Here is a 26,435-nt window from a genome sequence, read left to right on the forward strand (position 1 = left end):
CGTGGGCCACGCGGAGATCATCGCGGGGCGCTTCGTCGTCGAGGGCGAGGCCGCCTCCGGAGGGATGGGCACCGTCTACAAGGCGTACGACCGCCTCGGCGGCGCGGCGGTCGCCCTCAAGATCGTCCGGCTGAGGAACGAGATCCAGATCGAGCGGTTCGAGCGGGAGGCCGCCCTCCTCGCCGCGCTCGTCCACCCGGGCATCGTGCGCTACGTCGCGCACGGCAGCACCCCGGAAGGCGATCGCTACCTCGCCATGGAGTGGCTCGACGGCGAGGACCTCGCCGCCCGCCTCGCGCGCCGCGTCCTGCCGGCGAGCGAGGGGCTCTTGCTCGTGCGCCGGGCCGCCGACGCCCTCGCGTTCGCGCACGCGCGCGGCATCGTCCACCGCGACATCAAGCCGAGCAACCTCTTCCTTCCGGGCGGGGACGCCGGGCGGGTCAAGCTCGTCGACTTCGGCATCGCGCGGCCCAGCAGCGACGCGGGGCGCGTCACCGTCACCGGCGGCGTCCTCGGCACGCCGGGGTACATGGCCCCGGAGCAGGTCGAGGCGCACAGCGTGCCCGACCCGCGCGGCGACGTGTTCTCCCTCGGGTGCGTCCTCTTCGAGTGCCTCGCCGGCCAGCCCGCCTTCGCGAGCGCGAGCCCGATGGCTTCGCTCAGCAGGGTGCTGCTGATGAGCCCGCCCCGCCTCCGCGACGTGCGCGCGGACGCGCCGGCGCCGCTCGACGAGCTCGTCGCGCGCATGCTCGCCAGGCAGCCCGGCGACCGCCCGCGCGACGGCTCCGAGGTCGCGGCCGAGCTCGACCGGATCGCCGCGATGCGGGGCAGGTGGACCGCGCCGCCCGACGCGCCGACGCTCGCGGGCGGCGCGCCGCCCGATGCGCCGGCCCACGGCCTCGCCCCGCGCGACCGCGCCGCGCTCACCCTGGGCGAGCAGCGCGTCGTGAGCCTCGTCTTCCTCGGCGAGCCCGGCCACGGCGCAGCCCGGGCGCCCCAGCCCGCCCCGCAGGCCCCCCAGGAGGCCCCTGGCGAGCCGCCGCCCGCCTCGCGCAGGTCGCAGCTGCCGCCCGGATCGAGCAGGTCGCAGCCGTCCACGTCGAGCGCCCGGGCCGCGGAGATCCGCTCGCTCATCGAGCTCCACGGCGGCAGGCTCACGCAGCTCGTCCCGGGCGTGGAGATCGTCATGATGTCCGGCCCCGGCAGCGCCGTGGATCGCGCCGAGCGCGCCGCCCAGTGCGCGCTCGCCCTCCGCACCGAGCTCCCGGGCGCACCGCTCTGCGTCATCACGGGGCGGGGCGTCTTCTCCGCGGGCCTCGCCGAGGGCGACGTGATCGACCGCGGCCTCGCCGAGCTCCGCGCGGCGCTCGATGAGCGTGAGGTGCGCGCGGTGCGCATCGACGGCGCGACCGCCGACATGCTCGGCCCGCGCTTCATCGTCGCGCACGCCGCACCCTCGGCGCCGGGCGGGCCGCTCTTCCTTTACGGCGAGCGCGCCGTGGACGAGATCGCCCCCGCCTTGCTCGGGAAGCGCACCCCGTGCGTCGGCCGCGCCCGCGAGCTCTCGATGCTCCACGGCGTGCTCGCCGGCTGCATCTCCGAGGCGCTCGCGAGCGCGGTGCTCGTCCTCGGGCCGCCCGGCGCCGGCAAGTCCCGGCTCCGCCTGGAGCTCTTCGCCGCCCTGCGGCAGCGGGACGAGCCGATCGAGATCCTCTGGGGCCGCGCCGACTCGGGCTCTCCCGGCTCGCCGTTCGGCATGATCGCGGACGTGCTCTGCCGGGCCGCCGGCCTCCGCGCGCGCGACCCGGCGTGGGCGCGGCAGCGCAAGCTGAAGCAGCGGCTCGGGCGTCACCTGGGCGGCCCGGCGCTCGATCGCGCGGCGGCGTTCCTCGGCGAGATCAGCGGCGCGCCGTCACCAGAGCACGCCCGCCTGGTGCGGGCGGCGCGCCAGAGCGCCACCGGCATGAGCGACGGCGTGGGGGCCGCCTGGGAGGACTGGCTCGCCGCCGAGTGCGCCGCGCGCCCGGTGCTCCTCGCGCTCGAGGACCTCCACTGGGGCGACGCCGCCACCGTGCGCCTGCTCGACGCGACGCTGCGGAACCTCCGCGAGCTCCCGCTCATCCTGCTCGCGCTCGCGCGCCCGGACGTCCACCGGCTGTTCCCGAGCTTGTGGGCCGAGCGCGAGGTGCAGACGATCAAGCTCGGCCCGCTGCCGCGCCGCGCGAGCGCGGAGCTCGTGCGCGCCGCGCTCGGCGAGCCCGTGCCCGAGGGCGTGGTCGCGCACCTCGTCGAGCGCGCCGGCGGCAACCCGTTCTACCTGGAAGAGCTCATCCGCGCGGTCGCGAGCGGCAAGGAGGAGCTCCTGCCCGACTCGGTGCTCGGCACGGTGGAGGCGCGGCTCGACGCCGAGGGCAACGAGGGCAAGCGCGTGCTCCGGGCGGCCAGCATCTTCGGCGATCGCTTCTCGAAGCGCGGCGTCGCGGCGCTGCTCGGCGGCGAGGAGCGCCTCGCCGACGTGGAGGCCTGGCTGACGGCGCTCGCCGACCGCGAGCTCGTCGCGCCGGCCTCGGCGTCGGCGGGCCTCGCCGACGCCGCCGACTACGTCTTCCGCCACACGCTCGTCCGCGAGGCCGCGTACGCCATGCTGACCGAGCGCGACCGCGCCCTCGGCCACCGGCTCGCGGGCGCGTGGCTCGAGCGGAGCGCCTCCGCCGATCCGCGGGGCGTGGCCGAGCACTTCCGCCGCGGCGGAGAGCCCGGCCGCGCGGTGCGCTGGTACCGCCGCGCGGCCGAGCAGTCGCTCGAGGCGAACGACCTGCGCGCCGCGATCGAGCGCGCCGCGTGCGGCGAGGCGTGCGGCGCCGAGGGCGAGGATCTCGGCGCGCTCCGGCTGGTCGCGGCCGAGGTCAACGTCTGGACGGGCGACCTCGCGGCGGCCGAGGAGCTGGGCGCGTCCGCGGCCGAGCTGCTCCCCGCCGGCTGCGCCGGGTGGTTCCGTGCGGTCACCCAGATCGCCGCCGCGGCCGGGAAGCTCGGCGCGGTCGACCGCGTTGCGCGGTGGGCCGCCGTCGCCGAGGGGATGTCCGCGGCGCTGCCCTCCTACGCGTCCGCTGCGCCGCCGTCCTGCGCGCCGCCGGCGCCGACGTCTGCGGCGTCGGCGGGGCCGCCTTCCGCGGCGCCCCCGGCGCCCGCGTCCGCCGCGTCCGCGGCGCTGTCCTCCGGCGCGGCCGCGCTGCGCCGCGCCCGGATCGCGTGCTTCTGCGAGTGCGGCGCGCAGCTCGTCTTCGGCGGCCGCTACGCCGAGGCCGACGCGCTGCTCGCGCGCATCGACGAGGACCTCCGCGCGCATCCGCCGCCGGACGCCGAGCTCGTCGCGATGGCGCAGCAGCTCCGCGCGATCCGCGCCTCGGCCGGCGGCGATCCCGAGGCGTGCCTCGAGGGCCTGGAGGCGGCGCTCGCGGCCTTCGAGCAGGCCGGGGACAGGCGCAGCGCCTGCGTGATCGGCGCGAACCTCGGCTTCATCTACGCCGAGCTCGGCGAGCTCGGGGCGGCCGAGTCCGTCCTGCGCGCGGCCCTGGAGGCCGCGGACCGGATGGGGCTGCGCGAGCTCGAGACGGTGGCGCTGCACAACCTCGGCCACGCGCTCGGGCAGCTCGGAAAGCTCGACGAGGCGCAGCTCGTCGAGCGGCGCGCGGTGGAGGCGTTCCAGCAGCGGGGCGACCTCCGCATGGAGGGCGTGGCGCGGACCTACCTCGCGAAGATCGCGCTCCTCTCCGGCGACGCCGCGACCGCCGAGCGGGAGGCGCGCGCGGCCGAGGCGGCGCTGCACGTGGCCCCCCGGCTGCGCGCGGCCGCCGTGGCGGTGCGCGCGCGGGCGCTGCTCGCCGCGGGCGAGGTCGCGGCGGCGCTCGGCGCGGCGCGGGCGGCGTTCGGCGAGCTCGCGGCGCTCGGATCCCTGGAAGAAGGCGAGTCGCTCGTGCGGCTCGCCTACGCCGAGGCGCTCGCGGCGTCCGGCGCCCACGGCGAGGCGGCCACGGTGCTCTCGGAGGCCAGGGAGCTCCTGCTCGCGCGGGCGCGGCGGATCGCGGACCCGCGGCGGCGCGAGCGGTTCCTGACGGCGGTGCCCGAGAACGCGCGCATCGTCCTCGGCGCGCGCGGTGCGACGGCGACCTAGCCGACCCGAGGGCTCGCGCCCTCCGCCTCGCCCGTCCGCGTGCCCCCGGCCCTCGCCGCGACATGGGCGGCTCTGCGCCCCCGCGCTGATGCCCTGTCGCGCCGCCTGGACCGACGTGACCCCGTGAAGGGGAGGACACCGGGCTTCCGATTGTCCAGGATACGCGAGGTGCCTGTCGCGCTGAGAGCCTGTGAGTTCTGCTTGATTCGAATTAAACAAATACTCTATCAGAGGTGACAGGTGATCAGACGAGCTCATTCCTCCAGCATGCGCGCTGCACGACCCACCGCCGTCACACCCGCTCGAAATCAGAGAGTCGAGAGAAAACGATGGGCCGGGCGCCGGACATGGATTGACGCATTGCGGTGCACGGCGGGAGCTGTCGTGGTGCTGCTCTCGCAAGGATGCGTCGCGTCGATGGACGAGCCGGCGGACGTGGAGCGCGCCGAGGTCGGCGAGGGCGCGCTGGCGATGAAGAGCTATGCGCAGACGCGGTATCCGATCGTGCTCTGTCACGGGATGGCCGGCTTCAAGGCGATGTTCGGGGTGATCGACTACTTCGGTGGGATCGCGGCGGCGCTGCGCTCCGGCGGAGCGGAGGTGTACGTCACCGAGGTGCCCCAGTTCGACAGCACCGAGGCGCGGGGGGAGGCGTTGCTCGCGCAGGTCGAGGATATCGTCGCGCGCACCGGGAGCGGGAAGGTCAACCTGGTCGGGCACAGCCATGGCGGGCTCGACGCCCGGTATGTCGCCGCGGTGCGGCCGGATCTCATTGCCTCGGTGACCACCATCGGGTCTCCGCATCAGGGGGCCGAGCTCGCCAGTTTCCTCCAGGAGAACCTGCGGGAGGGCGGGTTCGCGGAGGGGGCGCTCTCGTTCCTCGCCAACGGCCTCGGCGCGGTGCTCAGCCTGCTCAGCGGGCACACGGCGCCTCAGGACGCGATCGCCGCCGTCCGATCGCTGTCCGCCGCCGGGATGCGCGAGTTCAACGCGCGTTACCCCGCCGGGCTGCCCGGCGGCCGGTGCGGGCAGGGCCCCGCCGAGGAGGGCGGCGTGCGCTTCTTCTCGTGGTCGGGGACAGCGGTCGTCACGAGCCTCATCGATCCGACGGACCTGACGCTCAAGCTCATCTCCACGCTGTATTCGGAGTCGAACGACGGGATGGTGGGCAGGTGCAGCTCCCATTTCGGGGAGGTGGTCCGCGACGACTATGCGATGAACCACCTCGACGAGGTCAATCAGCTCTTCGGGTTTATCAACCTGTCTGGCCCGAACCCGAAGTCCGTGTTCCGGTCGCACGCGAGCCGGCTGAAGGCCGTCGGCCTCTAACCTTCTGGAGGGCTCTTCGTGGCGCGTCGTGGCAGGACCGCTTTCTTCGTGGCAATGGCGCTCGTCGCGACGGTCGGCGTGGGGCGCCTCCTCTCGGGGGAGCGGCCTCGACCGGCGGCGCCCTCTGGCAGGTCGAATGACGGGGCCGCGCGCCCCGGTCGGAAGGAGGCGCTGCCCGCGCTGTCGGTGGCGCCGGCCCCCACGCGCCTCCGGCAGGCGCTGTCGGTCTCGCGGCCTCACGCGGCGCCGCGCCCGCCGGCGATCACCGCGCCGCCCTCGCTCCGCGGCACCGGCGTCGACGGCGCGGTGATCGCCGACGAGCGCGGCGATCTGGTCGTCGGCCCGGAGCTGCTCGGGCTGTTCGACTACTTCCTCAGCGCCACCGGCGAGGAGCCGGCGCCGGCGATCAGGGCCCGCGTCGTCGCGGCGATCCGGGAGCGGGCGACGGGGCGCGCGGCGGAGCAGGCGATCGCGCTGTTCGACCGGTACCTCGGCTACCGCGAGGCGGCCGGCGGGGCGCGCGTCGAGCAGGAGGCCGATCCGGCGGCGCGCCTCGACGCGCTGCGCGCGATCCGGCGCGCATGGTTCGGCGAGGCGGCCGCGGCGCGGCTGTTCGGCGACGAGGAGCGGGAGATCGAGGCGGCGATCGAGGAGTCCCGCATCCTCGCGGACAAGGCCCTCTCGCCGGAGGAGCGCGACGCGCGGATCGCGGAGGTCGAGGCGGCGCTCCCGGAGGCCGTCCGCGAGGCGCGGGAGGCGGCGACGCGCCCGCTCGCGCAGCAGGCCGAGGAGCAGGCGCTCCGGGACGCAGGCGCCTCGGACGAGGCGCTGCGCGCGCACCGGGTCGCGACCGTGGGCCCCGAGGCCGCGGACCGGCTCGCGGAGCTCGACCGGCAGCGGGCGGCCTGGCAGCAGCGCCTCGACGCGTTCGCCGGCGCGCGCGCGGACATCGAGGCGACGGTGGCCGATCCCGACGCGCGGCGCGCCGAGGAGGAGGCGCTGATCGAGGGCTCGTTCACGCCCGAGGAGCGGCTGCGCGTGCGGGCGATCCTGGGCCTCCCGCGGTGACGGGCGCGCCTACAGCGATCCGCTGATCGAGAGCCCGAGCCCGCCGGGGGTGACGAGCGGGGCTGCGCCCATCTGGAGGACCTGGCCGCGCTGCAGCGGCACGCGCACCTGCCGAGGCATGGCGATGCCGCCGAGCAGCATCCCCAGGCCGACGGCTTGCCCGGCGCCGAGGAGGGAGAGGCCGACCGCGCTGGCCGCCGTCGGCCGCCCCGTGCCGAGGTGGATCCACGGACCCGCGAGGGGGATCAGCAGCGAGGCGGGGTTGGCCGAGGTGCGTTCGTGACGCCGGACGACGAAGCAGGCGCCCTGGGAGCACTGCGGCACCAGCCGGATCCGCACCTCCGGCTGCGCGAGGGAGAGCGTCGCGCCGCGGACGGCCGACGCGACCCAGAAGCCGCCCAGGGTCGACGCGCCCGCGATGATCCAGCGCGCCCTCCGCGGGTTCGCGACGTAGGCGGCGGTCGCGACCCGCTGCGGGGCGCGCTGCGTGATGGTTGCGGCCTGCTGCGGGGCGCGCTGCGTGATGGTCGCGGCCCGCTGCGGAGGCTCGGCACGACCCTGCGCCGGGGCCTGAGGCGAGATGGCCTGAGGCGAGGCCGCCTGCGTCGCGTCAGCGGCGGAAGCGCTGGAGATGCCGAGACAGAGGCCGAGCCCGAGAAGCCCGGCGAGCCCCTGGACGACGCCTTTCCCCCTTGTTGACCTACCGCTGGTTCTCCCCGTCTTCGAAGTCCACATGCGCCCCTCCCGGTGCCATCGACGCACCTGCGCTGGAGAGAGCAAGCCTCGGGCCTCCTGCGGGAGATGCCTTTCGCCCCCGTCGATCGAGTGCCCGGGATCCGGGGCAGGGAGGTGCAGTGAGCACAGAGGGCAAGGAGCGCACAGCGATTCTCTGCGATCCCCTCGGAGTCCTCGGCGCCTCTGTGATTCCGCTTCCTGGCGAAGAGGTGCCGAGTCCCGCGTCCCGGGAAGACGTCGCAGACGACGAGCGTCTGACACGGCCAGGCCCGGGGATCCGCGGCGCTCTCGATTTTCTTTCGGGGGATTTCACAGGGAGGCGGGGAGACGGGGAGACGGGGAGACGGGGAGTACAATCCCAAAAATCTCCACGTCTCCCCGTTCAATTTCTGCTGAAATGCCAGCAAATGAGGGATTTGTCAGGCCGCAATCCAGACGGCTCGGCGACCTGCTCCTCGGGCGGCACCGCCGGCCGAGCGACGATGATCTCGCCGAGATGCGCGGCCAGGGGATGATCTGCTGAGCGCCTTCCCGGTCTTCGAGGCGGGGATCGACGAAGCTGACAGCGCGCTGTGGTGAAAAATTACACCGCGGCGCGTTGCCGGCAGGGAGAACCGTCGTGGCCGGCTCGGCGACGCGATGCGCCGGGCAAGAACGTGCCGCCGCGGCCCGGATGACGCGCTGCGATTTTCCTGCTCCGATGAATGCGCAGCCCGTTCATTGCATCGTAGTCGCCGAGCCGCCGATGGTGTGGGGGACGGGCGTGTCCTGGAGACGTTCAGGTTCGTGGGTTTCACTTGTCTTGCGGAGGTAACCTATGAGGTGTGCGCGACACAGCAGCGGACGCATGCTGGTAGCTTGTTGTTTGCTCATCGGATTCAGCTCGGGGTGCGAGAGCTCGGTTGTTTTTCCAGAGCCATCTCCCCAGCACGATCCGGTCGATCCGCCGCGGGACGAGGAGGCGGCTGACGTCGGCTCGCCGGACAGGCCCGTTGCCCGGTCGGGGACGGCCGAGCGTGTCGTCGATGTGCCGAACGGCGGCGGCGCGGATGTGTCGAACGGCGGCGCGGATGTGCCGAACGGCGGCGGCGCGGATGTGCCGAAGCCGAACGGCGGCGGCGCGGGTGATCGCTGCGCGGGCCCGTTCCCCGGCGCGGAGCCGAGCGACGGCAGCGGCTACTACCTGAAGCCCGGTCTCCTCTATCCCGCGGAGTCCTCGGGCGTGTACATGGGTCAGCTGTCGCTGGGCGACATCGACGGGGACAGGCGCTTCGACTTCGTGAGCACGGATCGCAAAGCGCTGTACTTGCAGACGCATCCGCGGGTACGGGACCTGAACGGCGAAGTCATCTACACCCCTTCCACGCCGGCCAACGCGGTCGAGGACACGTTGCTGCTCGACGCGGACCGCGACGGCGCGCTCGACGTCGTCGTCGCGCAGCAGGAAGGGCTCGCCTTCCTCCGCAACCAGGGCGGCGGCGCCTTCGAGCCCCCGAGGATGATCACCGCGCCAACCACGTTCTCCCCGAACGCCGTGGACCATGACGGGGATGGCGTCCTCGACATCGTCGGGCTCGGCTATCACAGCAAGATCCTCGTCTACCGGGGCGACGGCGGCGGCGGCTTCGAGCTGGCCCACGAGCTGCCGGCCGGCGTGTTCATGTCCGGCATCGTCACCGGCGATGTGACCGGGGACGGCCACGCCGACGCGGTGATCGCGATGACCGGCGTGGGCGCGGGCATCGCCGTCTTTCCGCACGACATCGAGAGCGGGTTCGACACGACCGGACAGCAGGTCTTCTTCGAGACGACGCCGCCGAGCTCAGGCGTCTCGTTCGTCTCGGTCGCGGTGGGCGACGTGAACAACGACGGACGCCAGGACGTCGCCGCCGTCACACACGAGTACTCCGACGGGCCGATGCGGGTCTGGATCCTGCTGCAAGACGGGCTCGGCCACCTGACTGCGCCGCAGCCGCTGCTCACCATCGATGACCACCAATATTTCGTCTCAGGGGGCCTGCAGATCACCGATCTGAACCTCGATGGGCGGAGCGATCTCGTCGCGGTCAGCCGAAACACCGCCGAGATGTGGTCGTTCCTCCAGACCCAGGAGGGCACGTTCGAAGCCGAGGCGGCTCCATTCCCAGGCACCTTCGAAAACATCGACGGTTTCGGCGTCGGCATCACCGATTTTGACTGCAACGGGTGCCCTGACGTCGTGGGCGTCCAGCTCGACGGTCTGGTCGTCTTCCGCGGTCGCGGCTGCGCGACGGCGCCTTGAGCGCTCCCGCGGGCGGCGCCTCCTGCCCCTCGTCCAGCCCGTCCTGAGCTCGTCCCGCCGGGAGCGGGGGGCCCGGATCTACGCGGCCTTCGCCGGCTTCGGGTTCAGCTCGAGGAAGCGGCGCTGGTAGGCGTACGAGCGAAAGCGGATCTTCAGCGGCGGCTTGTTGTTGCTCTCGATCTCGAGCTTCGCGCCGTCGTCGTGCTCGGCGCAGTGCGGGATGCGCAGCGTGTAGGTCGTGCCGCCGCCGGTGCGCACCGCGATGCTCCCGAGCGCGAGCCCGGCCGCGGCGACGGCCGCGTTGGTCCCGGTCTCGCCGTCGTGCGCCTTCGCCTCGACGCCGCGGGTCGCCGGCCTCGCGCACACGCAGCAGCCTGCCGGCCAGCTGATCGTCTCGCTCGTCACCGGCACCGGAAAGCCCGGCGTCGGGTGGACGTAGTCGTCGGCGAGCACGGTGAGGACGCGCTTGTCGACGAGGTACGCGGCCTGGCACTTGTCGCAGAACGCCGGGTCGTCGGTATGGTTGAGCTCGATCTCCTCGAGCGTCGCCTGGCAGCGCGGGCACGTCGCGGTGCCGGCCAGGTCCTTGGCGGCCAGGAGCGACCCGAGCGAAAACACCGCGAACCCGAGGCCGCCGGCGAGACAGAGCAGCCACAGCAGACCGGAGCGGCCGATCATCGCGCGGAAACAGAGGAACGAGAGGCCGGCGAGCACCGCCGTGATGACGGCGTACTTGATGGTGGAGCCCGTGTTGCGGGTCACGGTGGACGTCATGAGAGCGACCTTAGCGCCGGTCGACCCTCGAGCGCGCGCCGAACGCTGTCAGCGGGTCTCTCGCCCCCGGTGGCGGCTACACCGCGCCGTCGCGGAGCCACTCGCCGAACCGCTCGCCGATCATCAGCGCTGTCAGGTTCGTGTTCACGCTCGGGATGGTCGGCATGATGCTCGCGTCCGCGACGACGAGGCCCTCGACGCCGCGGACCCGCCCGCGCCCGTCGACCGCCGCCGAGAGGTCCCCCTCGGGCCCCATCGGGGCCGTCCCGCACGGGTGGTAGCCCGAGCCGCAGCTCCGGGTGATCCACCGCTCCAGCGCCTCCCGCCGCATCAGCGTGCGCTCCGTGGGCCAGACGAACCAGCCGAGCTCGCGCATCGGCGCGGTGCGGGCGATCTCGTACGCGAGCGTGAGCGCGTCGACCGCGCGCGACAGGTCGTCCCGGTCGACGAGCATGTTCGAGACGATGCGGGGCCGCGCGTGCGGGTCGGCGCTCACGTGCTCGATGCGGCCGACGCCGCGCGGCTTGCCGATGCAGCACGCGATCGCGAACGCCGGCACCGTGAGGCGCGGGTGCAGCGGGAAGAACGAGCCCGGCTGGAGCATCACGTCGTTCGGGTACTGGCTCCCGCGCGACGTGTAGCGGAGCATCGTCTGGACGAGCGGCTGGCGCAGGACGTCGATCAGGCCGCGGCGGCGCGGCCACAGGCCGATGACGGCCCCCGGATGATCGAGCAGCCGCGCCCCCACGGCGGGCACGTCGGACACGAGCGCGACCCCGAGGCGCGCGAGCTCGGCCCGCGGCCCGATTCCGCTGCGCAGGAGGATCCCGGGCGTCGCGATCGCGCCGGCGCTCAGCACCACCTTCCGCGTCGCGACGACCTCGACGCGCCCGTCCGTCTCGATCTCGACCCCCTCGACCCGGCGGTTCCGCACGAGCACCCGCCGCACCGTCGTGCGCGGCCGGAGCCGCAGGTTCTCGCGCCGGCGCACCTCGGCGGTCAGGTAGCAGCGCGCCGCGCTCATGCGCTGTCCGTCGATCTTGTTCATCGCGTGCGGCCCGACGCCGCCGGGCGCGCGCGGATCGTTGGTGTCCGCGCACTCGGGGTGGCCGAGCGCCCTGCACCCGTCGACGAACGCCGCCTGCCACGGCACGAGCTCCTCGCGCCGGGCGCGTCGGATCGGCACCGGGCCGCCCTTGCCGTGCCAGGGCTCACCGAAGTCGAGATCGTCCTCGAGGCGCTTGAAATAGGGCAGGCAGGCGTCGAAGCCCCACTCGGGCAGGCCGAGCGCCGCCCACTCGTCGTAATCGTAAGGCTGGCCGCGGACCGCGATGCACGTGTTCACGGCCGACGAACCGCCGACCACCTTCCCGCGCGGGAAGAGGAACATGATCTGCCCGGGCGTCGGCCGGTGGCGATAGCCCCAGTCGTGCGCGAGCCACGAGTTGCGGGTGCCGTCCCGCAGATCGGCGGGCAGGCCTTCCGGGTCCGGGTAATCCGGGCCCGCCTCGAGCAGCAGGACCTCGCGATCCGCGCGCTCCGTGACGCGCGCCGCGATCACGGCGCCCGCCGAGCCGGCCCCGACGACGACGAGCTCCGCGGCGCCGGCGGGGCGGGGGGAAGAGGACGTTGACGTTCGAAACACCTTGGAAACTCGACCTACACGGGATCGCGCCGCCGGGCAACGAACCCTCGAAACTGTCCTCGCTGTATGACCTTCATGCGGCGCCAGAGCGGCGCGCGCCGGGCGGCGTACGGCGCGCGCGCCCGTCCGAGGGTCCGATGATCCGCCCGGGAGGCCACATTGGAAACACCGAGGTTCATACAGGGTGTCTACTCGTTCGAGGGGCAGGGCCTGGAGCAGCCGGTGCCCCTTCGTCCGGCGGTCGGGTACACCGTCCCGCGGGACAAGCGCGCTCAGCTCATCTACCTGCGCGCGGGCAACTCCACGTCCGAGCTCATCTACCTGCTCCTCAAGCGCGACGGCCACCCGATGCGCTATTTCCCGATCGGCGCCAAGGCGGCGATCCACGTGCCCCTCGTGATCGTCGAGGACATCCACCCGGAGAGCGTGATCGAGCTGTGCGTGGGCGCGCCCGAAGGCGCGCGCGGGCTCGCGACGATCGACATCGGCCTGGCGGAGATCTGAGCCATGCAGAAGAAGCGAAAGCTCGTGTTGATCGGCAACGGGATGGCCGGCGTCCGCACGGTCGAGGAGATCCTCGCGCGGGGCGGGGCCGACCAGTTCGAGATCACCATCTTCGGCGACGAGCCGTATGGCAATTACAACCGCATCCTGCTCTCGGAGGTGCTGAACGGCTCCCAGGACCCGAGCGAGATCTTCCTGAACCCCCTGGCCTGGTACCGGGAGAACGGCATCCAGCTCCACGCGGGCGTGCGCGCGCGGGCCATCCACCGGCACTCGCGCCAGGTGACGGGCGATCACGGGGTCGTGGCGCCGTATGACAACCTGATCCTCGCGACGGGCAGCTCGGCGTACATCCCGCCGATCCAGGGGTTGCGGCTCGAGGGCGGCAAGGAGAAGCCCGGTGTGTTCGTGTTCCGCAGCCTGGATGACTGCCACAAGATCGCCCAGTACGCGAAGGGCAAGCGGAGCGCCGCGGTCATCGGCGGCGGGCTCCTCGGGCTCGAGGCGGCGCGCGGGCTGCAGAACTTCGGTCTCGACGTCCACGTGGTCCACATCAGCGGTCACCTGATGGGGCAGCAGCTCGACGCCACGGCGGGCGGCATCCTGAGGACCACGCTCGAGCAGCTCGGCGTGACGGTGCACCTCAACAAGAACACGAAGGAGGTGCTCGGAGAGGATCGCGTGACGGGGCTCCGCTTCGCCGACGACGAGGCGCTCGCCTGCGATCTCGTGGTGATCTCCGCGGGCATCCGGCCGAACGTGGAGATCGCCCTGCGCGCCGGCCTGACCGTCGAGCGCGGGATCGTGGTGGACAACCACATGCGCTCGCCCGACGACCCGAGGATCTACGCCGTCGGCGAGTGCTGCCAGCACCGGGGGCAGGTCTACGGGCTCGTGGCGCCGCTCTGGGAGCAGGGCAAGGTGCTGGCCGATCACATCACGAAGCGCAACGAGAAGGCCTCCTACGCCGGCTCGAAGGTCTCCACGAAGCTCAAGGTCATGGGCATCCAGCTCGCCTCGATGGGCATCACCGAGCCCGCCGACGACCGCGACGAGATCGTGCAGTTCCTCGAGCCGAAGAAGGGCACGTACAAGAAGCTCATCATCCGCGACGGCAGGCTGCTCGGCGGCATCCTCCTTGGCGACGTCAGCAAGGCCGCGTACCTGATGCAGGCGTTCGACAAGAGCACGCCGCTCCCGGAAGAGCGGCTGTCGCTGCTGTTCGACATCGGGGCGCCCTCGGCGCAGGCGACGATCGAGGAGATGCCGCAGGGGATGCAGGTTTGCAACTGCAACGGCGTCACCAAGGAGGGCCTCGTCGCGTGTGTGCGCTCCGGCAAGCGGACCCTCCGGACCATCATGGACGCGACGCGCGCGGGCATGGGCTGCGGGGCCTGCAAGCAGCTCGTCTCGGAGGTCGTGGCGTGGGCGTGCGGGGGCGCGGCGGAGCAGGACCCCGCGGCCAGCTACTACGTGCCTGGCGTCCCGCTGAGCAAGCCCGAGCTGGTCCAGGCGATCCGCGAGCGCGGGCTCCGGTCGGTGTCCGCCGTGTTCCGCGAGCTCGCGGGCGGGAGCGAGGACCCGGGGAGCAAGCCGGGGCTCGCGTCGCTGCTCCGCACGTTATGGCACCACGACTACGACGACGAGCGCGACGCCCGCTTCATCAACGACCGCGTTCACGCGAATATCCAGAAGGACGGCACCTTCAGCGTGATCCCGCAGATCGCGGGGGGCGTCACGTCGGCCGCGCAGCTCCGGCGGATCGCGGACGTCGTCGACAAGTACCACGTGCCGCTCGTGAAGCTCACCGGCGGCCAGCGCATCGACCTGCTCGGCGTGAAGAAGGAGGACCTGCCGGCCGTGTGGCGCGATCTCGACATGCCCTCTGGGTTCGCCTACGGGAAGTCGTACCGCACGTGCAAGAGCTGTGTGGGGAGCGACTTCTGCCGGTATGGGCTTGGTGACAGCATCGCGCTCGCCTTGAAGATCGAGGACCGCTTCCAGGGCATGGACACGCCGGCCAAGCTGAAGCTCGCGACCGCGGGCTGTCCGCGCAACTGCTCGGAGGCGATGGTGAAGGACGTCGGCGCCGTCGCGGTGGAGGGCGGCAGATGGGAGATCTACGTCGGCGGCGCGGCCGGCGCCCACGTGCGCAAGGGCGACGTGCTCTGTGTGGTCGACGCGCACGAGGACGTGCTCCGGCTCATGGGCCGCTTCATCCAGTATTACCGCGAGAACGCCAGGTACCTGGAGAGGACGTACGGCTTCGTGGAGCGCGTCGGCATCCAGAAGATCCGCGCCGTGGTCGTGGACGACAGCGAGGGCATCGCGGCGCGCCTCGACGAGGAGATGCGGAAGACGGTCGAGGCGTACCGCGATCCGTGGCGAGAGGCGAATTCACCGAAGACGGCGAACCAGTTCCGATCGGTCCTGCCGATCGTGCAATGAGGGGGCGCGACATGGAGATCACCCTGGGCCCCCTCTCGGCGATCCCGCCGGGCGAGGGGCGCGCGTTCGAGGTCGGATCGGAGCGCATCGCGGTGTTCGTCGCGCGGGATGGCCGCGTGTTCGCCACGCAGGCGAGCTGCCCGCACCGGGGCGGCCCGCTGGTCGACGGGCTGCTCGGCGGCTGCACGCTCATCTGCCCGCTGCACGCCCAGAAGTTCAACCTGGAGACGGGAGAGGCCCTGAGCGGCGGGGAGGGGCTCAAGACCTATCCCGTCCGCCTGAGCGCGACGAACCAGATCCTGGTGCGGATCGAGGGCGGCGGGGGCTGAGCGCCGGCCGCCCCGCGCCCGGGGGGAGGCCCGACGCCGGCGATGGCGCGTGCTGCCGCGCGGGCGCTCCGCGGAGCCCCTGGATCGCGCGTCTTTGGGTACGCTACAGGAGCGCGTCGCGCGTCCCGCATCCCCCGACGTCGCCTGGAGGGTTCCCGTTCGCCATGGTCGATCCCACGACAGCCGCACCGCTCGCCCCCGGCGCCGTCCTCGGGGGCGATTTCCGCGTCGTCCGCCCCCTGAGCCAGGGGGGCATGGGCGCCGTGTTCGTCGCCGAGCAGCTCTCGACGGGCAAGCCGCGCGCGGTGAAGCTGATGCACGCGCAGCTCGCGCAGGACCCGCGCTTCCGCGAGCGCTTCGAGCAGGAGGCGAGGGTAGGGGCGCGGATCGAGAGCGATCACGTCGTCGAGGTCGTCGCCGCGGGGGTCGATCCCGCGACGCAGACGCCCTGGCTGGCCATGGAGCTGCTCGACGGGGCCGACCTTTCGGCCGTGATGGCGCAGCGCGGCGCGCTGCCGCCCGACGAGGTGCGCGAGCTGATGGGGCAGCTGTGCCACGCGCTCGGCGCGGCGCACCGCGCGGGGGTCGTCCACCGCGATCTCAAGCCCGAGAACATCTTCATCGCGCGGCCGCGGCAGCAGAACGTCCGCTTCAAGGTGAAGGTGCTCGACTTCGGCGTCGCGAAGATCGTGGCCGAGGCGCGGGCGACGACGTCGATCACCGCGTCGGTCGGGACGCCGCTCTGGATGGCGCCCGAGCAGACCGAGCTCGCCGCGCAGGTCGTCCCGGCGTCGGACGTCTGGGCGCTCGGGCTGCTCGCGTTCTACCTGCTCACCGCGCGCGTCTACTGGGTCGAGCCGAGCCGGGGGCAAAGCGCCTCGGTCATGTCGCTCATGCGCGAGGTGCTCTTCGGCCCGCTGGATCCGCCGTCCGCCCGCGCCGCGCAGCTCGGCTGCGCGCACCTGATCCCCCCCGGCTTCGACGCCTGGTTCGCCCGGTGCCTCGCCCGCGACGTCCGCGCTCGCTTCGCCGACGCGGCGCAGGCCATGGCGGCGCTCGATCCCGTGCTCGCCGCGGCTGCCCACAGGTCCGCGCCGCTGCCGGCCGTGCCATCCATGCCCACACCGCCGGTGTATTCCGGCCCTTCCGGGCCGACCACCGCGCCGACCCTGCCGGGGGTCTACCGCACCGACGTCGGCGGCATGGCCGGCGGCACGCTCGTCCCGGTGCCGGCGTTGCCCCCGCGCAGGGCCCCCTGGGGCCTGCTGCTCGCGATCGCAGGCGGCGGGCTGGTCGCCGTCGCCGCGCTCATGGCCTTCGGCTTCATGGCCTTCCAGCGGCTCCGCGCGGCGGACCGCGCCGCCGACAGCGCGCCGCCGGCGCCTCTGTACGGCAGCGGCGATGCGCCCGCGGGCGGGGCGCCGACGCCGCCGGCCAGGCCCTCGAGCGCCGCGGCGAGCAGCGACGTCGATCTGGCCGGCACGTACGACATCGTATCGTCGCGCAACCCGGGCGGGCAGGGCAGCTACTCGGGCAACGTCCTCCTCACCCGGAGCGGCGACGCGTACCGCATCTCCTGGATCATCACGAAGGGCGCGGGCTACGAGGGGATCGCGTTCGTGCAGGGGCAGACGCTCGCCGTGGGGTGGGCGAGCGGCGGCCCCTACGGCGCGGCCGCCTACCGCATCGACGGCGGTCGCCTCCGCGGGCAGTGGATCGCCACGGACCGGCCCGGCCAGGTGATGGCGGAGGAGCTGGAGGGCCCTGAAGGGCTGGTCGGCAGCTACCGGATCGTCGACGGCGCTCGCAAGGGTACGGTCGTCATCGTGCCCACGGGCGAGACGTACGCCGTCACGTGGGCGCTGAGCACCGGCGCGCTCAAGGGGGTGGGCATCCGCTCGGGCGACCAGCTCGTCGTGGGCTGGTCGCCGAGCCAGCAGGTCGGCGTGGTCAGCTATGCGATCGCGGGCCGGCAGCTCGCGGGGCGATGGGGGACCCTGGGCGGCACGCTGGCGGGGAGCGAGGCGCTTGTGCGCCGCTGACGAGCGGAACGAGCGGAACGACGCGCGAGGCGAGCACTGACGTCCTGCTGCGACCGGGAGAGTCCAATGGTTTCGAGCGGCAGACGGTGACGGCATTCCCGATCCAGCGTGCGGGGCAGAGGTCCTGCCACGATGTCATCGACAGGGCGGCGCCGGTGTGGGGCCGGTGTGGGGCGTGGCGCGCGCCGGGGTTCGCGGAGGACGGATGAGGGCCGGCGGGTCGCCCGCTCAAAGCGCTGGCGACGCGCGCCGACCATGGCAGCATGTGTCGCGCATCACCCGCATCAGGGCTCACGTGGGCACCAATCCCGTCTCGTCCGATCACGGGTCTTCGTCCCGTTACGCCATCATCGAGACCCTCTACGAGGGCTCAGACACCCTTCTCTACCGGGGTGTACGCGAGGACGACGGCCATCCCGTGGTGCTCAAGGTCCTCCGGCGCGATCACGCGAGCCCTCGCGCCGCCGAGCGGCTTCGCCACGAATACGAGATCGCTCGGGCGCTCGACACAACGGCCATCGTCAAGCCCTGTGGGCTCGCGATGCTCGGCGAACAGCCGGCGCTGGTCCTGGAGGATTTCGGCGGCGTGTCGCTCGATCGGCTCCAGGCTGGGCCGACGCCGCTCGAGCGCTTCTTCCCCGTCGCCATCCGCCTGGTCGAGGCGCTCGCCGGGCTGCATCGGCACGACGTCGTCCACAAGGACATCAAGCCGCAGAACGTGCTCCTCAACCCCGCCACCGGCGAGGTGAAGATCACCGACCTGGGGATTGCGTCCCGGATACCCCGCGAGCTCCAGCACCTCGAGCACATCGAGCTCATCGAGGGGACCCTGGCCTACATGGCCCCGGAACAGACAGGCCGGATGAACCGCTGGATCGACCAGCGGACCGATCTCTACTCCCTGGGCGTCGTCTTCTACGAGATGCTGACGGGCACGCTGCCGTTCCAGGCCGGCGATCCCGTCGCGTGGGTCTATTGCCACATCGCGCAGAAGCCGGCCCCGCCGCACGCGCTCGTCCCCTCGATTCCCCGGCAGCTCTCCGCGGTGGTGCTCAAGCTGCTCTCCAAGGCCGCCGAGGAGCGTTATCAGAGCGCGGCGGGCCTGCGGCACGACCTGGACGAGTGCTTCGCCAGATGGCGGGCGAGCGGATCCATTCCCCCCTTCGCGCTCGGGGAGCGCGATCTCTCCGACCGGTTCCAGGTCCCGCAGCGGCTGTACGGGCGCGAGCGCGAGGTTACGGCGCTGCTCGCCGTGTTCGAGCGCGTGGTCGCGAGCGGCCGGCCAGAGCTCGTGCTCGTGTCGGGCTACTCGGGCATCGGCAAATCGTCGCTCGTCGCCGAGCTGCACAGGCCGGTGGTGAGGGAGCGCGGCTTCTTCCTGTCCGGCAAGTTCGAGCAAGCCGCGCGGGACGTCCCCTACAGCGCCTTCCATCAGGCGTTCCGGGCGCTCTTTCAGGAGATCCTCTGCGCGAGCGAGGAGCAGGTCGAGGGCTGGAGACAGCGTTTCCGCGAGGCCCTCGGCGAGAGCGGCAGGTTGCTCGCCGACGTGCTCCCCGAGCTCACGCTGCTCCTCGGCCCGCAGCCGCCCGTGCCCGAGCTGCCGCCCGCCGAGGCCCAGAGCCGGCTGCACGCGACGCTCCAGCGCTTCGTCTCGGCATGCGCCCAGAAGGACCACCCCGTCGCGCTCTTCCTCGACGATCTGCAGTGGGCCGACGCGGGAAGCCTCCAGTTGCTCGAGCAGCTCGCCACCTACGCCGGGTCCGAGCACCTCCTCTTGATCGGCGCCTACCGCGACAACGAGGTCGGCCCCGCGCACCCGCTGCGGCTCACGCTGGCCGAGGCGCGGAAGCGCGGCGCCGCTGTCTCCGAGCTCGTCCTCGAGCCGCTCTCGGCCGCCCATGTCGGGGCGCTCGTCGCCGAGACGGTCCACGCGCCGCACGCGCCCGCGGAGCAGGCCGAGCCGCTCTCGCGGCTGGTCCACGAGAAGACCGGCGGCAACCCGTTCTTCGTGCTCCAGTTCCTCATCGCGCTGCACCAGGAGGGGCTCATCACCTTCGACGCGGAGGAGGGCAGGTGGCGGTGGGACATCGCCGCGATCCGGGACAAGGGGTTCACCGACAACGTCGTCGAGCTGATGGCGGGCAAGCTGAAGCGGCTCTCGGTCCCGACGCGCGACGCGCTCACGCTCGCCGCGTGTCTCGGCAGCAGCCTGGACCTCGACCCGCTCGCGGTGGTCGCGGGCCGTCCGGCGGAGGAGCTCCGCAATGCGCTCGAGGAGGCCGTGCGGGAGGGGCTGCTGCTCCGCCGAGGCGGCGCCTATCGGTTCCTCCATGACCGGGTGCGGCAAGCCGCTTACTCGCTCATCCCGGCGGGACAGCTCGCCGAGAAGCACCTCCGGATCGGGCGGCTGCTCCTGAAGGCACAACGCGCCGAGGAGCGCGACGAGTCGCTCTTCGACGTCGTCGGCCACCTCAACCGCGGCGCCGCGCTCATCCGTTCCCAGGCGGAGCGGGACGACGTCGCCGCGCTGAACCTCCGCGCCGGCAGGAAGGCCAAGGCGGCCGCGGCGTTCCAGTCCGCCGCCACGCTCTTCGCGGCTGGCCTCTCGCTGCTCGCGCCGGCCTCGTGGGAGACGCGCCACGAGCTGACCTACGGCCTGACCTTCGAGCGCGCGCACATCGCGTACATCACCGGCGGCTTCAAGGAAGCCGAGGGGCGCGTGGAAGAGCTCATGGATCGCGCGAGGACCCGGCAGGAGACGGCCACTGTCGTCGAGCTCGCCGTCGCGCTGAGCGTCACCCGCGGGCAATACGCCCGCGCGGTGGAGATCGCGCTCCTGTGCCTCCGCGCGTGCGACGTCGATCTGCCGCTCCACCCCACCGACGCACAGGTCGAGGAGGAGACCGAGAGCGTCTGGAGGGCCCTGGGCAATCGGGCCATCGAGGACCTGATCCACCTGCCGCCCATGACGCACCCGGGGATCAAGATCACGATGGGCGTGCTGCAGAGCGTGTCCCTCCCTGCGTTCTTCGTGGACCCGAACCTGTACAACCTCGTCGTCATGCGCATGGTCGAGCTCAGCCTGCGCCACGGCAACGCCGAGCACTCCGCCGTCGCGTACGCCGCCTTCGCGATGGTGATCAGCTCGAGGTTCGGGCGATATCAGGAGGCTCACCTGTTCGGCAGGCTCGGCCACGACCTGGCGCAGAAGAGCGGCCTCCTCACCACGAAATCGGTGGTGGTCATCCTCTTCGGACACTATGTCGTCTTCTGGACACGCCACTACAGAGAGACGTATCCGTACACGCGAGAAGGCTTCGGCGCCGCGGTCGAGTCCGGCAATCTGAACAACGCGTGCCTCAACTGCATCTGGGCCGCGCTGTTCCCGCTGCTCTCCGGCGAGGCGCTGGAGGACGTGCTTCACGAGGTCACGGAGCGCCTCGGCTTCGTGCGCAAGGTCGGTTACACGTTCGCGCAAAACGCCCTGCTCGGCGGCCACGCCATGATCCAGGCGCTGCGCGGGAGGCCGGTCCGCTTCTCGATGCCGGACGGGTCCGAGCTGGATACGCCGGCCTTCGAGGCGCGGCTGGAGGAGGGGGGAGCTCTGGAGGCCGCGCGCGACTTCTATTACAGCTTGAAGGCGCAGGCGCTCTTCGTGCTCGGCGCTCCCCGAGAGGCGCTCGCGGCGGCGACCCGCGCGATCGCCGAGCACCCCCCCAGGGTCGGTCCGCACGCGCTCATCGCCGAGAGCTTCTATTATCGCGCGCTCGCGCTCGCGGCCCTCTTCGACGCGCCGCACGGCGCGGACGAGGCGCAGCCATCCGCCCTGTGGGAGCTCCCCGAGGAGCTCCTCGAGTGCGAGCGGCAGCTCGGCGCGTGGGCCAGGAGCGGCCCCGACAACTTCCTCCACAAGCACGCCCTGGTCCGCGCCGAGATCGCCCGGCTCCTGGGGCGCGAGCCGGAGGCCAGCCGGCTCTACGAGCAGGCCATCGCGGCGGCGCGCGAGGGCGGCTTCGTCCAGCATGAGGCCATCGCCTGCGAGCTCGCCGCGGAGTTCTACCGCGCGCGCGGCCTCTCGATACCCGCCGACAGCTACCTGCGAAGCGCCCGCGCCGGCTATTTCCGCTGGGGCGCCCGCGCCAAGGTGGAGCAGCTCGATCAGCGCTACCCTCACCTCGTCGAGCGCAAGCCGATCGCCCCCACGGTCACCTTCGCCGTACGGGCCGAGCAGTTCGACGTCCTGTCGGTGGTGAAGGCCGCGCAGAGCATCTCTGGCGAGCTCAAGCTCTCGCGGCTGCTCGAGATGCTGCTTCGCATCGTGGTCGAGCACGCGGGCGCCGAGGAGGGCTGTGTCCTCCTGGTCCGGGAGGAGCAGCTGTGGCTCGCGGCGATCGAGACGCCAGGGGGCGCGGTACGGCTGCTGGATGCGGGCGAGGCGCCTTCGGCGGCGTTGCCGCAGTCGGTCCTCAACTATGTTCGCCGGAGCCACGAGCGCGTGCTGCTCGACGACGCCGCCGGCCGGCACCCCTTCGTGGAGGATGAGTATTTCCGGCGCAAGCGCCCGAGATCGGTGCTGTGCCTCCCGATCGTGCGCCAGGGCCGGCTCATCGGCCTGCTCTACCTGGAAAACAACCTCGCCACCGGGGCGTTCACCCCCGGGCGGCTCAGCGTCGTCGAGCTGCTCGCCTCGCAGTCGGCGTTCTCGCTGGAGAACGCGACGCTCTATGCCGAGGTGGAGCAGGAGAACGCCGAGCGGCGTCGGGCGGAGCAGGCGCTCAAGGCCAATCAGCAGATGCTCCAGGCCATCGTCGACAACTCGGCGGCGAGCGTCTACGTCAAGGATAGAGAGGGCCGATTCCTGCTCGCCAACCGGCAGGTGGGCGCCCTCCTGGGCATGCCGAGCGAGCAGCTCCTCGGGAGGACCGACGCCGACCTCTTCCCTGCTCCCTTCGCCGAGGTGGTCCGCGAGCACGAGCGGAAGGTGCTCGAGGCGGGTGCGCCGATGGAGTGGGAGGAGACGGTGCCGCTGGAGGACGGGCTGCACACGTTCCTGTCGATCAAATTCCCTCTCGGCGAGGGGGTCATGCCCGGCGTGCTCTGCGGCATCTCCACCGACATCACCGAGCGCAAGCGGGCGGAGCAGGCCGAGCACTTCCTGGCCGAGGCGAGCTGCAAGCTGATGGCCCTCGGCTACAGCGCGACCTTCGAGAGCGTGGCGCAGCTCCCGGTGCCCGAGCTCTCGGATCAGTGTGTCGTCGAGGTGCTCTCGGCGGACAGGACACCGGGCCCGACGGTTGTCGCAGGGGTGCCCGGCGAGCAGCTGGAAGCGCTGAAGGACGCGCTGCGCGCTCTGGCAGAAGCGCCGCCGGCCGGATCCGAGGGGGTCGATGGCCGCGCCGCGCCGCTGGTGCAGCAGGTGCGTTCGCTCGACCCGCGGGTCAGGCCCCCCTGGGAGCGGCTCGGCGTCCACGCGTTGCTGCGGGTTCCGCTGCTCGCGCGCGACCGGTACTTCGGCGTCATGACCCTGCTGGCGACCGCGCCCGAGCGCCGCTACGGCCCCGCCGACCTGCGGCTGGCCGAGGAGCTGGGGCGCCGCGCGGCGCTCGTGCTCGACAATACCCGCCTGTACACCGAGGCCCAGGAGGCGATCGAGCGGCGGGACGAGTTCCTCGTCGTCGCGTCTCACGAGCTCAAGACCCCGCTGACCTCGATGCAGATGCAGGTGCAGGCGGCCGAGCGCCTGCTGCGCCGAGGCTCGCTCGCGGGCGTTCCCCCGGCGCGGATCGAGGCGATGTTCCGTATCCTCGGCCGCCAGACGTCGCGGCTCGGGCGCCTTGTCGACGAGCTGCTCGACGTCACGAGGATGAACGCCGGGCGGCTGACGCTCACGCGGGCGCCGGTCGATCTGGCGGCGCTGGTGGGTGAGGTCGTCGAGCGGATGCGCCCCCAGCTCGCGGACGCCCGCTGCCCGACGCAGCTGGATCTGGGAGCGCCCGCGGTCGGGGACTGGGATCCGGATCGCCTGGAGCAGGTCGTCATCAACCTGCTGTCGAACGCGATGAAGTACGGCGCAGGCGGGCCTATTTTCATCGGCGTGCGGCGGCAGGCGGATCGCGCGCTGCTCGTGATCCGGGATGAGGGGATCGGGATCGCGGAGGCCGATCAGGGCAGGATCTTCGAGCGCTTCGAGCGCGCGGTGTCGGTGCGCAACTTCGGCGGCATCGGGCTCGGGCTCTACATCGCACGCTCGATCGTGGCGTCGCACGGCGGATCCATCCGGGTGCAGAGCAAGCCGGGCGCCGGGGCGACGTTCGTGGTGGAGCTCCCGCTGAGCGCACCGGAGGCGGACGAGCGCGGCGTCGCGCCGGCCTAGCTAGACACCGCAGCCGCGCTCCGTGACCTCCGCGCCCGCACCACCTGCCGAGGGGGCGCCGAGCGCGGATCCGAGGCGAAGCCCGGCACACCCACCGTCAATGGGAAGCGCGCCTGGTCCGAGTGCGTCCTGTGATTCGCTGCCGTCGAGCGTCTGCGAGTGTGTCCAGTCCTGCGCGAACCGCCAAGACGCTGACGCCGAGGGTCGTTGCGGTTCCCGAGGTACGGTGAGCGTCGTGCTCATGACAAGCTGCGGCTCTCTGGCGGGATTCGCGCCGAGTGGTGCGAGATCCTTTCCATGTGGGCCAGGACCTCCGCCTGACCCCAGCGCTCGAGCGCGTCCATCTCCGCCGGGCCGAGCAGCCGCCGAATCGCACCCCAGGTGCGCTCGAACGCGGGCGCGGCCAGGCGCTGCGACAGCCCGGCGAGGGCGCTCAGGTCGGGGTCGTCGCGGCGGTACGCCGCGTAGGCCTCGGCGTCCCATCCTTCGAGCGGGAGCGCGTCCGCCTCGGCGATGCGCCGATCCAGCGCGTCCGCGGTCTCCGCCCACGCTCGGGCGATCTCGAAGAGCTTGGCGACCTTGCCGAGCGGCAGTCCGAAGCTCGCGACGCGGTCCTCCTTGCGGCGCGGTAGCCACGCGACGAGCACGTGCCACATCATCTGCCACTCCGGCTCCAGTCCGAGGAAGTACACGCGCTCCTCGATCCACGCGCGAAGCTGCGCCGCGGCCGCCGTGCCCTGGGTCCGCTCCACGTCGGTGAGGAACGCCGCGATGTGCACCGCCATCATGCCGTCAAAGTCCCGCTCATCGTCCTCCAGCGCCTCGAGCTCGATCTCCGCCCGGAAGCAGCGACGTGCGGCCGTCTTCACCTCCTCGACGCCGTCGAGCCGGAGCCCGAGATCGGGCCAGAAGGGCGTTACTCTGTCCAGGCTGAGGAGCCGGATAGCGGTCCTGTAAGCGTAGAATACATCGAGGTTAGCGAGATCGAGGGTGGGGTTCATCGGCAGCGCAGCTCGGGGTGGTCTGGAGCGGCCAGCCTAGCGACGCCGGGGGTGAGCGGGTAGGTCGCCGCGCGCACGACGGTGAGCCGAGAGCCACACGACAGGGACGGCCATGCACCAGGGCCTGCCGGGCCGCATCCAGGAGTAAGAGAGTAGGCAGACGTGGCTCCGGGAGCGCGGTCGGAAGCAAAAAATCAGGCAGATCAGACTGCCCTGCTGGACTTTGATGTGAGCTGGCACCCACGATAGGCCGCGAGACGAGGGGTGTGGTGTGGTCTGGGATACAAACCTGCCTCCTCCAGCGGTCGCGCGCCTTCCCGCGCAGGCAGGGGTGCCTGATTGGGGGCCTCGAGGTCCGGCGCGGGAGGGCTTCCTGGCTCCTGGTCGAGCCTGGTAGCGTCGGAGACCATGGCGAAACCCAAGATTCAACCGGAGAAGTCCCCGGCGAACGCCAGGGGAGAGGAGGGGGCCCGGAGCTACCAGGCCCTGTACAGGCACTACTAGCCGATCGGGGCGGGGCTCCCCTCCGACGAGGTGCAGGCGTGCCGCGCCGATCCGCGCCTCGCGCTGGTCAACGTGAAGCGCGGCGTCGCGGCGGTGCTCGGCACTATTACCGCGCCCTCTCATCGATGCGGCAGCGCACCGCATCGAGCGTGCTGCTTGATGGTGAGGGGTTCTGCCCAACGAGGCTGGCCATCAAGGAGGATGCTCGCTCCGCGTACGCAGCCCGGGACGACGACTCCGGAGCGCCGCGACACACGACGCATTACCTCCGGCCTCTCAAGATTCTCATCTCCGTTCCCTCTGAGCACGGTTGCGTCGGTTCAAACAAGCCCTTCCCTCGCGGGCGCCCGACTTCCGTCCATCGGTCAAAAATTACCACCCCTCGTCGCTCCCACGCCCGCCTCACGACGGGTTAGGCCGACCGCAGGAGCGGAGCAGCGGCGCGGTGCCGGCCACAAAATAGGCGACGAGGAGACCTGATCTTGGCGGACAGCCTCCTCGTCGTGCTCCGGTTCTTGTGCCCAGGAATCGAAGCGGTCGCAGTGTTATCCAGAGCGCCATCGACATCAAGCGCTGGCAGCAGCAGCCGCCCACGGTCGTCGAAGCGCGGCCTGCGCGTTGCCCCGTCTGCGGCGCTGCGAGCTGTCCGCTGGGCGGCGCCATCCGGCTCCAAGGCCACGGCAGGCGCGAGCGGCAGGTCTGGGGCCCCACCAGCCCGGACCAACGCCCCGAGGTGCTCTCGGTGACAGCTCGCCGCTACCGCTGCCTCAGTTGCCGCGCTGTGCTGCTCGTCGTTCCTCGCGGAGTGCTCGGCCTTCGCGTATACAGCGCCGCCGCGATCGGCTTCGCCCTCGCGCTCTGGGGCCTGGCGCTCGCGACGGCGGCCGAGGTCCGTCGGCGCGTGGGCCCAGCGAAGATCCTCGGCGACAGCGCCGTCGCCGGCTGGGCCACGCTGCGTCGGTGGGCGCGCGACGTCGCGCAGCGACGTCTGTTTTCGGACGCCCCCGACCCAGGCCCGTCCGCCTCGCTCCGAAAGAGGGCAGCCGCCGTCGCGACATCGCTCGCGGCAACCGCGGACCCGACGACCCGGGCGCTGCCGATCGAGCAGCGCGCCTTCTTCGGCGCCGCGCATGCGGCGTGAGGGCCTTTGCCCCCGAGGAGCCCCGATCGTACAGCCCACCTGAGAGGATCCCTGCCAAAAACGCCGCCGATCCCGGACAAGGACCGC

General features: G+C 72.2%; 14 protein-coding genes. 10 read left to right on the forward strand and 4 right to left on the reverse strand.

The annotated features are described in order from the left end of the window. The first annotated feature begins 1 nt into the window (after nt 1). From WMF39_RS19355 to WMF39_RS19365, 3 genes are all read left to right on the forward strand, one after another. Nucleotides 2-4,174, forward strand: a complete 4,173-nt coding sequence (locus WMF39_RS19355; protein WP_437746967.1) for a serine/threonine-protein kinase — start codon at nt 2-4, stop codon at nt 4,172-4,174. A 417-nt stretch (nt 4,175-4,591) separates the two neighbouring features. Then, nucleotides 4,592-5,503, forward strand: a complete 912-nt coding sequence (locus WMF39_RS19360) for an esterase/lipase family protein (protein ID WP_437746968.1) — start codon at nt 4,592-4,594, stop codon at nt 5,501-5,503. Nucleotides 5,504-5,557: 54 nt separating this feature from the next. Continuing rightward, the gene (locus tag WMF39_RS19365) at nt 5,558-6,571 is read left to right on the forward strand and encodes a lipase secretion chaperone (RefSeq protein WP_437748001.1); all 1,014 of its coding nucleotides are present in this window, start codon (nt 5,558-5,560) and stop codon (nt 6,569-6,571) included. 9 nt (nt 6,572-6,580) lie between these two features. Here the strand turns inward: WMF39_RS19365 and WMF39_RS19370 are convergent, their stop codons facing one another. Further along, the gene (locus tag WMF39_RS19370; protein WP_437746969.1) at nt 6,581-7,306 is read right to left on the reverse strand and encodes a hypothetical protein; all 726 of its coding nucleotides are present in this window, start codon (nt 7,304-7,306) and stop codon (nt 6,581-6,583) included. 847 nt (nt 7,307-8,153) lie between these two features. On the opposite strand from WMF39_RS19370, the gene WMF39_RS19375 reads away from it, so the two are divergent. After that, the gene (locus WMF39_RS19375; RefSeq protein ID WP_437746970.1) at nt 8,154-9,587 is read left to right on the forward strand and encodes an FG-GAP repeat domain-containing protein; all 1,434 of its coding nucleotides are present in this window, start codon (nt 8,154-8,156) and stop codon (nt 9,585-9,587) included. 78 nt (nt 9,588-9,665) lie between these two features. On the opposite strand, the gene WMF39_RS19380 is transcribed toward WMF39_RS19375, so the two are convergent. Both WMF39_RS19380 and WMF39_RS19385 read right to left on the reverse strand, forming a co-directional pair. Further along, nucleotides 9,666-10,361, reverse strand: a complete 696-nt coding sequence (locus WMF39_RS19380) for a hypothetical protein (RefSeq protein WP_437746971.1) — start codon at nt 10,359-10,361, stop codon at nt 9,666-9,668. 76 nt (nt 10,362-10,437) lie between these two features. Then, on the reverse strand, nt 10,438-12,006 hold the full coding sequence (locus tag WMF39_RS19385) for a GMC family oxidoreductase (protein WP_437746972.1): 1,569 nt from the start codon (nt 12,004-12,006) through the stop codon (nt 10,438-10,440). A 159-nt stretch (nt 12,007-12,165) separates the two neighbouring features. Here WMF39_RS19385 and WMF39_RS19390 point away from each other — a divergent pair, with 159 nt between their 5' ends. The 5 genes from WMF39_RS19390 (at nt 12,166) to WMF39_RS19410 (ending at nt 23,702) form a co-directional block, all read left to right on the forward strand. Then, nucleotides 12,166-12,510 (forward strand): hypothetical protein, encoded by a 345-nt coding sequence (locus WMF39_RS19390; RefSeq protein WP_012236117.1) that lies wholly within the window; start codon nt 12,166-12,168, stop codon nt 12,508-12,510. Nucleotides 12,511-12,513: 3 nt separating this feature from the next. Next, on the forward strand, nt 12,514-14,958 hold the full coding sequence (gene nirB / locus WMF39_RS19395) for a nitrite reductase large subunit NirB (RefSeq protein WP_437746973.1): 2,445 nt from the start codon (nt 12,514-12,516) through the stop codon (nt 14,956-14,958). A gap of 11 nt (nt 14,959-14,969) precedes the next feature. Further along, nucleotides 14,970-15,287, forward strand: coding sequence for a Rieske (2Fe-2S) protein (locus tag WMF39_RS19400; RefSeq protein WP_437746974.1), 318 nt, complete (start codon nt 14,970-14,972; stop codon nt 15,285-15,287). A 164-nt stretch (nt 15,288-15,451) separates the two neighbouring features. Beyond that, entirely contained in the window at nt 15,452-17,329 is a 1,878-nt protein-coding gene (locus WMF39_RS19405) for a serine/threonine protein kinase (RefSeq protein ID WP_437746975.1), read from the forward strand. Nucleotides 17,330-17,624: 295 nt separating this feature from the next. Then, on the forward strand, nt 17,625-23,702 hold the full coding sequence (locus WMF39_RS19410; protein WP_437746976.1) for an AAA family ATPase: 6,078 nt from the start codon (nt 17,625-17,627) through the stop codon (nt 23,700-23,702). Nucleotides 23,703-23,941: 239 nt separating this feature from the next. Here the strand turns inward: WMF39_RS19410 and WMF39_RS19415 are convergent, their stop codons facing one another. After that, nucleotides 23,942-24,703 (reverse strand): hypothetical protein, encoded by a 762-nt coding sequence (locus WMF39_RS19415; protein WP_437746977.1) that lies wholly within the window; start codon nt 24,701-24,703, stop codon nt 23,942-23,944. Between the two features lie 1,021 nt (nt 24,704-25,724). Here WMF39_RS19415 and WMF39_RS19420 point away from each other — a divergent pair. Further along, complete coding sequence (locus WMF39_RS19420) at nt 25,725-26,348, forward strand: hypothetical protein (protein WP_437740782.1); 624 nt, start codon at nt 25,725-25,727, stop codon at nt 26,346-26,348. Nucleotides 26,349-26,435 lie beyond the last annotated feature (87 nt).

This window comes from Sorangium sp. So ce1504, from assembly GCF_051521635.1.
In the GTDB taxonomy this organism is placed as follows: domain Bacteria; phylum Myxococcota_A; class Polyangia; order Polyangiales; family Polyangiaceae; genus Sorangium; species Sorangium cellulosum_B.

What these genes read in the sequence shown, in the direction of transcription:
- WMF39_RS19375 (WP_437746970.1), top strand. Translation starts at nt 8,154, where the DNA reads ATGCTGGTAGCTTGTTGTTTGCTCATCGGATTCAGCTCGGGGTGCGAG.
- WMF39_RS19415 (WP_437746977.1), bottom strand. Translation starts at nt 24,703, where the DNA reads ATGAACCCCACCCTCGATCTCGCTAACCTCGATGTATTCTACGCTTAC.
- nirB (WP_437746973.1), top strand. Translation starts at nt 12,514, where the DNA reads ATGCAGAAGAAGCGAAAGCTCGTGTTGATCGGCAACGGGATGGCCGGC.
- WMF39_RS19405 (WP_437746975.1), top strand. Translation starts at nt 15,452, where the DNA reads ATGGTCGATCCCACGACAGCCGCACCGCTCGCCCCCGGCGCCGTCCTC.
- WMF39_RS19400 (WP_437746974.1), top strand. Translation starts at nt 14,970, where the DNA reads ATGGAGATCACCCTGGGCCCCCTCTCGGCGATCCCGCCGGGCGAGGGG.
- WMF39_RS19365 (WP_437748001.1), top strand. Translation starts at nt 5,558, where the DNA reads ATGGCGCTCGTCGCGACGGTCGGCGTGGGGCGCCTCCTCTCGGGGGAG.
- WMF39_RS19370 (WP_437746969.1), bottom strand. Translation starts at nt 7,306, where the DNA reads ATGTGGACTTCGAAGACGGGGAGAACCAGCGGTAGGTCAACAAGGGGG.
- WMF39_RS19360 (WP_437746968.1), top strand. Translation starts at nt 4,592, where the DNA reads ATGGACGAGCCGGCGGACGTGGAGCGCGCCGAGGTCGGCGAGGGCGCG.
- WMF39_RS19380 (WP_437746971.1), bottom strand. Translation starts at nt 10,361, where the DNA reads ATGACGTCCACCGTGACCCGCAACACGGGCTCCACCATCAAGTACGCC.